This window comes from Pantoea sp. ARC270 (assembly GCF_003236725.1).
GTDB lineage: Bacteria > Pseudomonadota > Gammaproteobacteria > Enterobacterales > Enterobacteriaceae > Pantoea > Pantoea anthophila.
The window spans coordinates 37,885-51,483 of record NZ_PUGA01000010.1 but is presented as its reverse complement, the minus strand read 5'-3'; the positions used below and the strand labels follow the sequence as shown (position 1 = coordinate 51,483).

The 13,599-nt window shown below is 60.1% G+C and carries 13 protein-coding genes and 1 riboswitch; of the genes, 7 read left to right on the top strand and 6 right to left on the bottom strand.

Annotated elements, in window-relative coordinates:
• Positions 1-100 precede the first annotated feature (100 nt).
• Positions 101-1,267, bottom strand: a complete 1,167-nt coding sequence (locus CKF42_RS06755) for an HD-GYP domain-containing protein (RefSeq protein WP_111207836.1) — start codon at positions 1,265-1,267, stop codon at positions 101-103.
• Positions 1,268-1,689: 422 nt separating this feature from the next.
• Here CKF42_RS06755 and CKF42_RS06750 point away from each other — a divergent pair, with 422 nt between their 5' ends.
• Positions 1,690-2,607: a sugar ABC transporter substrate-binding protein gene (locus CKF42_RS06750; RefSeq protein WP_058956922.1), complete on the top strand. Its 918-nt coding sequence runs from the start codon at positions 1,690-1,692 to the stop codon at positions 2,605-2,607.
• A 35-nt stretch (positions 2,608-2,642) separates the two neighbouring features.
• Here the strand turns inward: CKF42_RS06750 and CKF42_RS06745 are convergent, their stop codons facing one another.
• Positions 2,643-3,143, bottom strand: a complete 501-nt coding sequence (locus CKF42_RS06745; protein WP_046100790.1) for a GNAT family N-acetyltransferase — start codon at positions 3,141-3,143, stop codon at positions 2,643-2,645.
• A 72-nt stretch (positions 3,144-3,215) separates the two neighbouring features.
• Between CKF42_RS06745 and CKF42_RS06740 the strand changes: the two genes are divergently transcribed.
• Complete coding sequence (locus CKF42_RS06740; protein ID WP_009087928.1) at positions 3,216-5,048, top strand: ABC transporter ATP-binding protein; 1,833 nt, start codon at positions 3,216-3,218, stop codon at positions 5,046-5,048.
• Here CKF42_RS06740 and CKF42_RS06735 read toward each other — a convergent pair.
• Entirely contained in the window at positions 5,045-6,169 is a 1,125-nt protein-coding gene (locus tag CKF42_RS06735; protein ID WP_111207835.1) for a GNAT family N-acetyltransferase, read from the bottom strand. The two genes, CKF42_RS06740 and CKF42_RS06735, sit on opposite strands and share 4 nt — an antisense overlap.
• A gap of 140 nt (positions 6,170-6,309) precedes the next feature.
• Here CKF42_RS06735 and CKF42_RS06730 point away from each other — a divergent pair, with 140 nt between their 5' ends.
• The 3 genes from CKF42_RS06730 (at position 6,310) to CKF42_RS06720 (ending at position 8,866) form a co-directional block, all read left to right on the top strand.
• Entirely contained in the window at positions 6,310-7,209 is a 900-nt protein-coding gene (locus tag CKF42_RS06730; protein WP_009087932.1) for a LysR family transcriptional regulator, read from the top strand.
• A gap of 99 nt (positions 7,210-7,308) precedes the next feature.
• Positions 7,309-8,250 (top strand): glutathione S-transferase family protein, encoded by a 942-nt coding sequence (locus CKF42_RS06725; RefSeq protein WP_111207834.1) that lies wholly within the window; start codon positions 7,309-7,311, stop codon positions 8,248-8,250.
• Between the two features lie 10 nt (positions 8,251-8,260).
• Positions 8,261-8,866 (top strand): alpha/beta hydrolase, encoded by a 606-nt coding sequence (locus tag CKF42_RS06720; RefSeq protein WP_233501031.1) that lies wholly within the window; start codon positions 8,261-8,263, stop codon positions 8,864-8,866.
• Here the strand turns inward: CKF42_RS06720 and CKF42_RS06715 are convergent.
• The gene (locus tag CKF42_RS06715; protein ID WP_058956919.1) at positions 8,863-9,678 is read right to left on the bottom strand and encodes a sugar phosphate isomerase/epimerase; all 816 of its coding nucleotides are present in this window, start codon (positions 9,676-9,678) and stop codon (positions 8,863-8,865) included. The genes CKF42_RS06720 and CKF42_RS06715 overlap by 4 nt on opposite strands.
• Before the next feature lie 117 nt (positions 9,679-9,795).
• Positions 9,796-10,173: a fluoride efflux transporter CrcB gene (crcB, locus tag CKF42_RS06710; RefSeq protein ID WP_009087940.1), complete on the bottom strand. Its 378-nt coding sequence runs from the start codon at positions 10,171-10,173 to the stop codon at positions 9,796-9,798.
• A gap of 87 nt (positions 10,174-10,260) precedes the next feature.
• Positions 10,261-10,336: riboswitch (Fluoride riboswitch) on the bottom strand.
• 128 nt (positions 10,337-10,464) lie between these two features.
• Here crcB and CKF42_RS06705 point away from each other — a divergent pair.
• Complete coding sequence (locus CKF42_RS06705) at positions 10,465-11,385, top strand: nucleoside hydrolase (RefSeq protein WP_111207832.1); 921 nt, start codon at positions 10,465-10,467, stop codon at positions 11,383-11,385.
• Between the two features lie 17 nt (positions 11,386-11,402).
• Here CKF42_RS06705 and CKF42_RS06700 read toward each other — a convergent pair whose 3' ends face one another.
• Positions 11,403-12,431 (bottom strand): zinc-binding alcohol dehydrogenase family protein, encoded by a 1,029-nt coding sequence (locus CKF42_RS06700; protein WP_111207831.1) that lies wholly within the window; start codon positions 12,429-12,431, stop codon positions 11,403-11,405.
• Positions 12,432-12,568: 137 nt separating this feature from the next.
• Between CKF42_RS06700 and CKF42_RS06695 the strand changes: the two genes are divergently transcribed.
• Entirely contained in the window at positions 12,569-13,471 is a 903-nt protein-coding gene (locus tag CKF42_RS06695; RefSeq protein ID WP_009087945.1) for a GntR family transcriptional regulator, read from the top strand.
• Positions 13,472-13,599: the final 128 nt, after the last annotated feature.

Sequence of the window (13,599 nt, the reverse complement as noted above, 5' to 3'; positions counted from 1 at the left end):
CCAGAGGTTTGGATTTAGGGCATAGCTTGCGCGGAGGCGTATAAAGAAGGGGTTAAAATGCAGCGGGCGGGCGTAAAAATAGTGTAAAAATGGCGAAATATCAGGCGACTTCCAGCGCCCAGATACGATTAAGATCGACATTACCCCACAGCGTACTGTCCTCTGCGCCGACAATGCTGTCAGTGCAGAAACTGTCGCCAAGGTCGAGCTCCTCCGGTTTGACTTCGCGCTGGGCGTGCAGCGACCAGAACACATGCACACAGGGACGCATCAGCGACTTTTCACCCGCTCTGACCACCAGTGCCACCCGGCCGGAGGCGAGACGCACCAGCGATCCCACCGGATAGATGCCGATGGTGCGCACAAAGGTGTGCAGCAGGCCGGGGTCAAAATGGCCGCGCCAGCTCAGCATCTGATGCATCGCCTCAGCAGGCGTCCAGCCGTTGCGATAGGCACGGGTTGAGGTCACGGCATCATAGACGTCACACACCGCCGCCATGCGGGCATAGAGCGAAATCGCCTCCCCTTTCAGGCCGTGCGGGTAGCCGCTGCCATCATATTTCTCATGATGATGCAGGGCGATATCCAGCAGATCGTCATCGGCGTCAGCTTCTATCAGCATCTGCGTGCCAACCACCGGATGCTCGCGCATCACCCTGAACTCTTCGTCAGTCAGCTTGCCGGCTTTGTTGAGGATCGCCAGCGGCACGGCCGCTTTACCGACATCATGCAGTAAACCGCCCATGCCCACCCGCCGCAGCTGCTGGTCGTTCAGCCCGAGTGTTTTACCCAGCGCAATCATCAGCCCGCAGACCGCCATGGAGTGCAGGTAGGTATAGTCATCATGATTCTTCAGCCGCGCCACGCTCAGCATGGCGGAAGGTTCACGCGTGATCGATCCGGCGATTTCATCCACCAGATTCATCATATAGTCGAGCTTCAGGCCGTTACCCAGCCGCGCTTCGTTGAACATCGCCAGGACTTTCGGTTTGCCCTGCTGGAAGATCTGCTGGGCCTGATCGAGTTCCTGAAAAAAGGGGGTGCGACTAATGGTTTTTTTCGCGACCACGGTGGCGATCGGGGCCTGCACTGAACGATCGAGATCGATCCAGAGCTGGCGGATCCCTTCACTGCGTAACAGGGCGATTTGTCGTGGATCGGCGATCAGCATCTCATTACGAATGCGCTGGTCTTTGATCCACCAGACTTCCAGCTTGTGGATAAACATCCCCGGGCGCAGTTCATCAATGGTAATCAGCTTTATCACGCTATCACTCCTTAAGCTCAGCGAGGGAGATAAGGTGATATCGGCAGCTGGACAAATTTTCTTCAGGCTGTTTTGTGCGGCGGAGGCGTTCAGCACACGATATGTCTGTCATACCCGTTTCTTTCTTTTTGTTATTTACAGGACGCAGGACGTTCAACCTGTTTACCGACGCGCTCAATCAATGCTGTAGCCAGCAAAAACAGCAGGATTGCCATCGCACAGAGTGTGGGCTGGCTGAGTATTTCACCGGCGCTGACAGCAATAACGCCACGCTTTTCCGGCAAAGTGTGGCGGCGCCAGCAAGAGTGAAAAGAGGCGGTTGTCAAACCTGACTCTCCTTCATAAGCTGCAAATGATCTTATTTGTCCATTTGCAGAATAAATGAAAAATCCATTCCATCCGGTTAACCTCGGGAGTCCGCAATGAAAAAATGTGCATGGGCAATTCTCTGTCTGCTCGCTCTTTCCACGTCGGCGCTGGCAGAGAAAATTGGCGTGTCGATGGCCTATTTCGACCAGAACTTTCTCACCCTTATCCGCCAGGCGATCGACAAGGAGGCAAAAGCGCAAAAGCTGGATGCGCAGTTTGAAGATGCGCGCGGCGATGTGGGCCGTCAGACCGATCAGGTGCAGAGCTTCATCAGCGCCGGAGTGGATGCGATTATCGTCGATCCGGTCGACTCCGCCAGCACCCCTGCCCTGACCCGCCTGGCGCAGCAGGCTCACATTCCGCTGGTTTACGTTAACCGCACGCCGGGCGATAAAACCCTGCCTCCGGGCGTGGTGTTTGTCGGCTCAGATGAGCGCGAATCGGGCACGCTGCAGATGGAGGCGCTGGCAAAACAGGCCGGCTATCGTGGCCGGGTCGCCATTATGATCGGTAATCTTAGCGATGCGGGTGCGTTGCAGCGCACCCGGGATGTGGAGCAGGTGGTCGCAAAGTATCCCGGGATGAAAGTGGTGCTGAAACAGACCGCCAACTATGCGCGCAACGAGGGAATGGATTTAATGCTTAGCTGGCTGTCGAACGGCGAAGATATCGATATTGTCGCCGCCAACAACGATGAAATGGCGATTGGTGCCACTATGGCGATCGCGCAGGCGAAGCCGAAGAAAACCATTCTGGTGGGCGGTATTGATGCCACGCCGGATGGCCTGAAAGCGCTGGCGAGCGGCAAACTGGCGGTCACGGTTTTCCAGGATGCCGTGGGTCAGGGCAGAAAATCGGTTGAGGTGGCGCAGCAGATGATTAAAGGCCAGAAGGTAGCGTCCCATCAGTGGATCCCGTTTGAGCTGGTCACGCAGCAGAATATGCAGCAATACAGCACGAAGAACCCGTGACGCAGACTGGCGCGGCCGCGTGACCGCGCCGTTTATTACGCGTCGTTCAGCAGCTTCGCCATCATCACGACATCGCGCAGCTGCCCGTCACGCAGGGCGGCCTGGCGCTTCACCCCCTCCCGTTCAAAGCCCAGCCGCTGATAGAGCCGCAGCGCCCGTTCGTTGTCGTGAAACACCTCCAGCTCCATCCGGGTGATCCCCAGCCAGTTACGGGCATAGTTCATCGCGGTGCGGATCAGACGCTCACCAACGCCGCGTCCGGCAAAGTCAGGATGTACACCCAGCCCAAAGCTGATGCAGTGGCGGGTACGCGGCTTACTGTCGACGAACAGCGTCAGCTCACCGGCCAGCACGCCGTCGATTTCGGCGACAAACGCAACAAAACCCTCTGCATCCATCCTGGCGAATTTTTTCTCCCAGAGGGCGACGCTGGGAAACGGCAGTTGCAGTGTCCAGGGGTAAACATCGGGGTGACTGTAAAGCCGCTGATAGGCGGCAGCATCCTGCGGTTCCCGTGCCCGTATGACAATTTCCATATTTTCTCCTGTTAGCCGGATGGGGTTCATGCACTAAGCTGTAGCTCTTTACCGGATGAAAAGAGCCTCGCTATGTTGTATCGCCGTTTTGAGCGTTTTATCAATATTTTTCATGACGCGCCGACCGATTCACCGCCCTCCACGGTCTGGCCCTTTTACCTCTACTATCTGCGCCAGGTCTGGCCCAGTTTTGCGGCACTGCTGCTGGTAGGCCTGGTCTCCGCGCTGATCGAGGTGTCGCTGTTTGGCTATCTGAGCCGCCTCATTGATATGGTCAATCACGCCACGCCCGCCACGCTGTTCCGGGATAACTGGCCACTGCTGCTCTGGATGGGGGCGGTGGCGCTGATTCTGCGGCCAATCTTTATCGGCCTGCACGACATGCTGGTGCACCAGAGTATCAGCCCGAGCATGACCAGTATGATCCGCTGGCAGCATCACAACTACGTGCTGCGTCAGAGCCTCAACTTCTTTCAGAACGATTTTGCCGGTCGTATCGCCCAGCGCATCATGCAGACCGGCAATTCACTGCGCGACTCGGCGGTGCAGCTGGTGGATGCCATCTGGCATGTCCTGATCTACGCCGTGACGTCGCTGATCCTGTTTGCCGATGCCGACTGGCGGCTGATGATCCCGCTGATCCTCTGGATGGTGGCCTACAGCGCCTCACTGCGTTTCTTTGTGCCGCGCGTCAAGGCGCGTTCGGTGGTCTCCTCAGAAGCACGCTCTAAGCTGATGGGCACCATCGTTGACGGTTATACCAATATCGCCACCATCAAGCTGTTCGCCCACAGCGATCTGGAACGTCAGTATGCGCGCGAGGCCATTCAGGAGCAGACCGATAAAACCCAGCACGCCAGCCGCATGGTCACCAGCATGGATCTGACGCTGTCAGCGCTGAACGGCCTGCTGATTGTCTCCACCTCCGGGCTGGCGCTCTGGCTATGGAGCCAGTCACTGATCAGCGTCGGGGCGATTGCCCTGGCGACCGGTCTGGTGATCCGCCTGGTGAACATGTCCGGCTGGATCATGTGGGTCGTCAACGGCATCTTTGAAAATATCGGCATGGTGCAGGATGGCCTGAACACCATCGCCCAGCCGCTGAGCGTGCAGGATGCGCCGCAGGCGAAGCAGCTGAAGGTGACGCGCGGCCAGATTCGCTATGAAGATGTGCGCTTCGACTATGGTGGCGGTCGTCAGGTCATTAACCACCTTAACCTCACCATTCAGCCCGGCGAGAAGATTGGTCTGATTGGTCCCTCGGGTGCCGGCAAGTCGACGCTGGTCAACCTGCTGCTGCGGCTCTATGACCTGAACGGTGGCCGGATTGTGATCGACGATCAGGATATCGCCAGCGTGACGCAGGAGAGCCTGCGCAGCCAGATTGGCATGATCACCCAGGACACCTCGCTGCTGCACCGCTCAATCCGCGAAAACCTGCTTTATGGCCGTCCCGACGCCAGTGAAGAGGCGCTCCAGCTTGCGATCCGCCGCGCCCGCGCCGACGAGTTTATTCCCCTGCTCTCCGACCCGCAGGGCCGCACCGGCCTGGACGCCCACGTGGGCGAACGCGGGGTGAAGCTGTCGGGCGGTCAGCGTCAGCGTGTGGCGATCGCCCGCGTACTGCTGAAAGATGCCCCGATTCTGATCATGGATGAGGCCACCTCGGCGCTCGACTCAGAAGTGGAAGCCGCGATTCAGGAGAGTCTGGAGTCGCTGATGCAGGGTAAAACCGTCATCGCCATCGCGCACCGCCTGTCGACCATCGCGAAGATGGACCGGCTGGTGGTGCTGGATAAGGGAGGCATCGCCGAGATGGGCAGCCATCAGGAACTGCTGGCGCAAAACGGCCTCTATGCCCGGCTGTGGCAGCATCAGACCGGGGGGTTTGTCGGCGTCGATTAATCGCCGCGCCGATAGGGTAAGGCGTCGCGCGCTTCTTCCGCCCAGCCGCGCACGCCTTCCCGCTCCTGCTGCAGAAAATCGGCGACGGCATCGCGCAGGCCGGGATGCAGCAGATAGTGCCAGGAGTGGGTGATTTGCGGCTCAAAGCCGCGCACCAGCTTGTGCTCACCCTGCGCACCCGCATCAAACCGTGTCAGCCCTTCATCCAGAGCCAGATCCATCCCCTGATAGAAACAGGTTTCGAAGTGCAGCCGGTCAAACTCCGCCAGACAGCCCCAGTAGCGGCCATAGAGCGTGTTGCTGTCGCGCAGATAAAAGGCCATCGCCGCCGGTTGCTGCTGTAAGCGGGCGATCACCACCACAATATTCTGCGGCATCCGCTCCGCCAGCAGGCTGAAGAAATCCCGCGTCAGGTAGGGGCGCTGGCCGCGCACCGCATAGGTGTTGGCGTAACAGGTATAGACAAAATCCCACTGATCTTCCCGCAGCTGATGGCCCGGATAGCGGTCAAATTCGAAGCCGCTCTGCGCCACCTGTTCACGCTCTTTGCGTAGCTGTTTGCGCTTGCGCGACATCAGCGTATCGAGGAAATCCTGAAAATCACGGTAGCCCCGGTTGTGCCAGTGATACTGACAGCCGAGCCGCGACAGCCAGTCGGGCTGCTCAGCCAGCAGGGTATTGGCCTGCGCGTCGGTAAAGTTGATGTGCGCGCCGCTTAAGCCCTGCTGCAACAGGTGCTCAGGCAGGGCCGCCAGCAGGTGTGCGGCGGCAGAGGGATCACCCAGCAGACGGGCACCGCTGACGGGGCTGAAGGGAATCGCCCCCAGCCATTTCGGGTAGTAGCGAATCCCGGCGCGCTGGCTGGCATCCGCCCAGGCGTGATCAAAGACATACTCGCCCTGGGAATGGCGTTTGCGGTAGCCCGGCAGCGCGGCGCGGGTCACGCCGTTTTCCTGCCACAGCAGATGATCAGGCTGCCAGCCCGATGCAGGCCGCACGCTGCCGCTCTCTTCTAACGTGAGCAGAAAGGCGTGGCGCAGAAACGGCTGGTCATCCGGCAACAGGGCATCCCACTCAGCGGCGGGAATCGCCGTCAGCGAGTTCAGGTGGATCAGCGACATGAATTACTCCAGACAACGGCGGGCAGAGATGCAGTCAAGCAGGTTTTGCGCGTCAGCGAAAGGGCTAAGGCACGCAAAGTGAAGGCTGCATCCGCTGAGCACAGCCCCTATACTGCGACTTTATCCCACAGGATATCGCCATGGATCGACTCGATTGTGACCGGATGTTTGTCACGGTGCTGGAAACCGGCAGCTTTTCTGCGGCGGCGTTACGTCTCGGCACCAGCAGCAGTCAGGCGTCAAAGCTGGTATCGAAGCTGGAGCAGCAGCTCGGTGTGCAGCTGTTTAAGCGCAGCACCCGCGCCCTGTCGCCGACCGATGTCGGGCGCGCCTATTACGAACGGGTCAAACACCTGCTCGACGCGTTTGAGACGCTGGATGCCAGCGTGCGCGAAAGCGCCATGACGCCGACCGGCCGGCTGAAAATCAGCGCGCCCGGCTCCTTTGGCACGGCGGTGCTCTCTCAGGTGCTGGTCGCCTTTGCCCGCCGCTATCCGCTGATTGAGCTGGACGTCAGCTTTTCAGATCGGGCCGTGAACATCGTCGATGAAGGATTTGATATGGCGATCCGCATCGGCAACCTGAGCGACAGCAGCCTGGTGGCGCGCAGGCTGGGCGAGGTTCACGTGCGCTTCGCCGCCTCACCGGCCTATCTTGAACAGTTCGGCACCCCGCAGCACTGGCAGGAGATCGCTCAGCATCAGTGCATTATCGACACCAATTTTCGCGATCCCCGGCACTGGCCGTTTGCCGGTTCCGACGGTGAGGTCGTGACCGTGCCTGTGCAGGGCCGTCTGCGCTTCGCCAACACCGAAGCCTGTCTGCAGGCGGCTATCGCGGGCCTGGGCATCGCGCGCCTGCCCGGATTTATCGCGGCCCCTGCGCTGCAACGCGGTGATATCGTTCGGCTGCTGGAGAACTTCGAGACGCCGCCACTGGGTCTGTTTGCGGTTTATCCGCCCGCCCGCCATCTGCCCCACCGGGCGCGCCTGCTTATCGACTTCCTGGTCACCCATTTCATTCATTTTCCACCCGTCTGATTTCTTCCAATATGGAAGAAATCATTGTCTTCAGAGCCGGATTATCAGCCTTTTAGTCATCAGTTATGCTGCTTCTCATCTCAACAGAGGAGTCGCACAATGTTAGTAGAAGGCAAGTGGAGTAGTGACTGGCATCCGGTGCAGGCTACCGATAAACAGGGCGGTTTCGTCCGCCAGACATCCGGTTTCCGCGACTTCATCAGCAGCGATGGCTCAACAGCATTCCCGGCAGAGCCCGACCGCTACCATCTCTATGTGGCGCTGATCTGCCCGTGGGCATCACGTGCGCTGATCGCCCGCAGGCTCAAAGGGCTGGAGTCGCTCGTCGGCGTCACGGTGGTGGAGCCGCAGCTCGGTGCTCAGGGCTGGCGCTTCGGTGATTTTCCTGGCGCGCAGCAGGACCCGCTGAATAACGCGCAGTACCTGCATGAGATCTATACCCGCGTGGCACCCGATTACACGGGCCGGGCCACCGTGCCGGTGCTGTGGGACAAGAAAACCGGCACCATTGTCAGCAACGAGTCGGCAGACATCGTGCGCATGTTCAACAGCGGCTTTGGCGATCTGGCCGATAACCGCATCGACCTCTATCCCGCCGCACTGCGCGCTGAGATTGATGCGCTCAATGAGAGCCTCTATCCGCGCCTGAATAACGGGGTTTACCGCGCCGGATTTGCCACGACCGCCATCAGCTATCAGCAGGCGTTTAACGACGTCTTCAGCCAGCTGGATGAGCTGGAGGCGCTGCTGAGCGATGGCCGCACGTTTCTGCTGGGGGAACGGCTGACCGAAACCGACATTCGCCTGTTTGTGACCCTGATCCGCTTTGACGTGGCCTATCACGGCCTGTTCAAATGCAACCTGCGCCGCATACGCGACTATACGCTGCTCAACCGCTATCTTAAGAGCATGCTGTCGGTCTCCGGCGTGCGTGAGACGGTCAACATCGATCACATCAAACAGGGTTACTACTCGATCAAGGCGCTCAACCCGAACGGCATCGTGCCGGCGGGCCCGGATATGAGCGAATACGGTTTTTAAAGGAGCAATGATGGCAAAGGCACTGGTGATTTTTCTGCATGGCGTGGGGAGTAACGGCGATGACCTGGCCCCGCTGGGCCACCACTGGGCGACGCTGTTGCCGGATGTGATTTTTGCCGCGCCCAATGCGCCTGAACGTTTTGCCGCAGGGTTTGGCTGGCAGTGGTTCAGCCTGACCGACGTGACGCCAGAAAATCGGCCAGGCCGGGTGCGGGCAGCGCGCGCCGCGTTTGACGCAACCCTGAACGCTATCGTTGCGCAGCATGGCTTCGCCGACCGCTGGCAGGATGTGGTGCTGGTCGGCTTTTCACAGGGGTCGATTATGGCGCTGGACGCGCTCGCCTCGGGCCGTTATCCGCTGGCAGGCGTGGTCGCCTTTTCCGGTCGTCTGGCCGTTGAGGGGCAATTAACCCCGCAGGCTCATGTGCCCGCGCTGCTGATCCACGGCCAGGCCGATGAGGTGATCCCGTGGCAGGAGAGCGAATCGGCCGCGACACGACTCAGAGCTGCCGGGGTGCCGGTCGACGCGCGCTTTGAACCGGCCACCGGCCACACCATTTCAGGTCCGGGCGCGATGCACGCCGCCGCCTTTATCGGACAGTGCCTGCAGGATTAACGCCGGTAGCGGTCTAACGCCTGCCAGGCCTGCGCCGCCGCCACCTCAGGCGGCAGGCGTTTCAGTCTGTCATTGAAGACTTCAATACCCAGCGGCCCCTGATAGCCTGCGCTTTTGAGCTTATCGACAAAGCGATCCACGTCGATAATGCCGTCGCCAGGCAGCAGACGCTGATGCTTCGCCATCGCCATCAGGCTCTGTTTGTCCTGAGCCGGAACGGCGGCCATATCACACAGCTGCACCTCATAAATGCGGTCGGCCGGAATGCCATCCAGATGGGCGGCGTCGCCCCCGCGCGCGCAGATATGGAACAGGTCGACCACCAGACCGATATTCGGCTGGTCGAGCCGCTGCAACCGCTGCCACGCCAGCGGCAGCGTGTTATCCACACTACACCAGGCCATCGGCTCATACATAATGCGCATGTTGTAGCGCGCGGCTTCAGAGGCCATCCAGCGCAGGTCATCATCGATCAGTTCAGCGCAGCAATCTTCCCGGGTGCTGGCCGGAGCCTGAAGGGTATCGCAGCCCAGCGCCTGGGCGATCTGAATAAACTGACGCAGCTCTTCGCGCTTCTGTGCGCGCAGTGCCATGGGTGCGCCGGTGAAATCGCGCAGCACCTGGAGGTTGGTAAAGCCGGGTCCCTGCCGGGCCGCGATCTCAGCCAGCGCCGCCGCACCGCCCTCGCACGCCTCAACATCCTCGCGCCAGATCTCCACCTGATCGAAACCGGCGTCACGCGCCGCCTGGAGTTTCTGGCCGGGTTCACCGTTTAACAACACCAGGTTAAGGAAGGTGGGGTTGGTTCGCATTGCTCGGCTCCTTAATCGTCCGGAATAATCGGTGATGTTCAGGTCATGCCCCCGGTGAGAGACGGGCGTGACCTGAACCCCTCTGTTTCTCTGGCGCACAGGGGCCGGTTAACCGGCTCAGCCCAGCAGCGTCACCAGCGCAAAACCGGCAAACGCCATCAGCAGTGAACCGATCACATGGACCAGCGCGCTGGCCATCGCCCAGAGATACTTACCTGATTGTAGCAACACCATTAATTCTGCCGTGAAGGAGGAGAAGGTGGTCAGCCCGCCGCACAGGCCGGTGACGATCAGCAGTTTCCAGATCGGGTCGATGTCGGGGTGGCGAACAAACCAGGCCATCGCACCGCCAATCACCAGCCCGCCGATCAGATTCACCAGCAGCGTGCCGGGTGGCAGATTGGGAAAGAGCGCATTAAAGCGCATCGCGAACAGCCAGCGCAGCACACAGCCGGCCGAGCCGCCGATCATCACCGCCAGTAACGGTTTCAACATAACTTGCTCCTGATTGCAGATTAACGCCGGGCTGAGAGGAGAGGCAGAGATAAACTGCGCCTGACGCCTCAGCTCCCGCGAAAGGATTGAGTGTCAGGCGTCATCAGCCGGTGTTAAGCCCACCGGCGGTTGGGAAAGGTGGCACGCCATCACCTTGAGCCGGTGATAATACGACGCCCGTTTCAGGCTGGCAACCTTGCGCCGGGAAACCGGCCCGGCTGGCGTAAATGCTTGACGCCCACGCTGCGGGCGGGGTAATGCTGAGGGATGAGAGTCGGTGACGGAGAGGCGATGCGAACCCTGATTTTTGATACTGATATCGGCGTGGATGATGCTTTTGCGCTGGCTTATGCGGCGCGCACCCAGCATCTGCTGGGCATTACCACCGTTTTCGGCAACGTGGCGGTGGGTCAGGCGGTGAAAAATGCCCGGCTGTTCTGCCAGAAGATGGCGATCGACGCAGAGGTTTATCGCGGCTGCGCGCGACCGCTGGCGATGGCCCCGTCGGCTCCCGCCACCCTGCACGGCCAGGATGGGCTGGGTGATGCGTTTGAAAACAGCTGTAGCGATCAGGCCCCCGGCGCAGTGCAGTTTATTATCGACAGCGTGCGGGCACAGCCGCATCAGATCACCCTGGTGGCGATCGGTCCGCTGACCAACATCGCCTCGGCCATTAATCAGGCACCCGACATCATTCCGCTGGTGAAAGAGCTGGTGATCATGGGCGGTGCGTTCGGCAGCGGGGGACACAGTGGCAACGTGACGCCCTTCAGCGAATTTAATATCTGGAAAGATCCCCATGCTGCCGATCAGGTGCTCACCTCGGCGCTGAATGTGGTGGTGATCCCACTGGATGTTACCCACAAGGTCCTGATCACCGGCGAAGAGGTTCAGCGGCTGAATCAGCCGGTGCTGAGTGCCATCTGTCGCCCTTACCTGGCTTACAGTCTGGCGAAAGAGGGATTTAACGGCATGGCGCTGCACGACACCCTGGCGGTGGCATGGCTGAGTCTGCCAGAGGCGTTTACCCTGGCCGAAAGCCCGCTGCGGGTGATCACCGAAGGGATCGCCTGCGGTCAGACGGTGCGCAGGCTGAGCGCACTGGCCTCCCGGCAGGACCCGTTTGCCGGTCTGCCCGCCCAGCGCATCGCGCTCGGCGTGGATGCTGACGCGGTGCGGGCGCACTTCTTTAACACCCTCACCGCGCCCTGACGCGCTGGCTGGCCGCGTTACCGGTCGAAATGAATCACGCCTTTGATCAGTTCGCGATTGTTGATGACCTGCGGTTCAAAGGTTTCATCCAGCGTGGAGAACGCCAGAGAGTGATTCAGCATCATGCTGGCGCGCAGCTGACCGCTGGCCATCAGGGAGCAGACCCGATCAAAATCTTCGCGGGTGGCGTTGCGGCTCCCGAGCAGGGTGGCCTCTTTTTTGTGAAACTCACTGTCCGGGATCACCAGATCGCCTTTGTGCAGGCCGACATAGACGACCGTGCCGCCGTGCCGTATCAGGCTGACCGCGTTGTTCATGGCCGCCGGGTTGCCGGTGGCGTCGATCACTTTCAGCGGCAGCCGCCCGCCCGCTTGCTCGCGCAGCGCCGCATCGAATGCCGCGTCTGCCGGGTTCAGCGCCACCAGGCCAAGCTGGTCAGCGACATGCTGACGACGAAATGCGCTGGTGTCCGCCACGATCACCTGCGCACCGCTGGCAGCGGCAATGGCAGCCACACCCAGGCCAATCGGCCCTGCACCCACCACCAGCACCTGCTCATCAGCGGTCACGCCAGCCCGACGCACCGCATGCGCGCTGATGGCAAACGGCTCAATCAGCGCAGCCGCCTCCGGTGTCACTTCATCCACCGCCAGCAGCGTGCTGACCGGCACGCTTAAGTAGTCGCTGAATCCCCCATCCTGATGGACGCCAATCACGGAGATCTGCTCACAGCAGTTAGTTTTACCGCTCTGGCAGGCGTCGCAGTGCAGGCAGGCGATGTAGGGCATAAGCGCCACCCGCTGGCCCGGCTGAACACCTTCAGCGCCACGGCCCAGCGCGACCACCTCCGCACAGATTTCATGGCCCAGCACCCGGGGATAGCTGAAAAAGGGCTGATTGCCGGACCAGGCGTGAATATCTGTTCCGCAGATCCCGGCGGTAAGAATTTTGATCAGCGCCTCGCCCGCGGCGGGCGCTGGCCTGTCGCGGGTGGCCCAGACCATTCTGCGTGGTTCAGCGATGACCAGTGCTTTCATTGTTGTCATGGTGAGTCTCCGGTTGTCCTGCAGGCAGTTATGCCGAATCCGGCAGCGGACGCGGGTCTCGCTTGCCGGAAGTGTGAAGCACCACGGTTTTTTTGGGCTCTGAATGGTTTTTAATGCATAAAAAACCGGAGAGTGCGATGAGCCGCAGCCAGAATTTGCGTCAGAACGTGGTTAACCAGATGCTGGAAAGTATTGCTCAGCGCCATATTCGCTCCCCGCTGCCGCCACAGGCGGCGCTGGCGGAGATGTTCAATATCAGCCGGACCACGGTGCGCCATACCCTGCACTACCTGCACCAGTGCGGCGTACTGGATAAGGTTGAACAGACCTGGGTTATCGTGCGCGAGCCGCGCGAAGAGGACAGTTTCAGCGCCGTCACGCCGCCGATTGAGCAGCAGGCCAGCCACGTAGAGCAGATGTTTTTTAATCTGATTAACCAGCGGCAGCTGGTGCCGGGTGACACGTTCAGCGAACTGCAGCTGGCGCAGCAGGTGAAGGTCAGTCCGGTCGTGGTGCGTGAATTTCTGCTGCGTTTTATGCGCTATGACCTGCTGGAGCCGGTTAAACGCGGCCAGTGGCGGATGAAGAAATTCACCCAGGACTACGCGGAGAAGCTGTTTGAACTGCGCGAGATGCTGGAAACCCACGCCCTGAGCCGCTTCCTGAATCTGCCCGCCAGTGATGAGCGCTGGGTTCAGGCGCGGGATCTGCTGGATCGCCATCGATCGATGCGCGACACCATCGCCAGCAATTATCGCCACTTTGCCGCGCTGGATCGGCAGATGCATTCCCTGATCTTATCCGCCGCCAGCAATCCGTTCTTTAATCAGTCGCTGGAGATCATCTCGGTGATCTTTCATTCGCACTATCAGTGGGATGAGAGCGATCTTAAGCAGCGCAATATCGTGGCGCTGGAGGAGCATATGGCGATTCTGACCGCGCTGATTGGCCGTCAGGATGTCGACGCGCTCTGCGCCCTGCACAACCATCTGGCCACCGCAAAAACCTCCATGGTGCGATCAATCAGCCAGTACAATTAAAAACCGATTAAAAACCACAAAGCATTAGCTCCCGCACGCTTCAGAAACATCTTTGCAACATCCTTTTCCCTTTGCTCTTAGTCTCGACGGTAACGTCACGGCGGCCTTTTGCCGCTGCGCGCAGACCC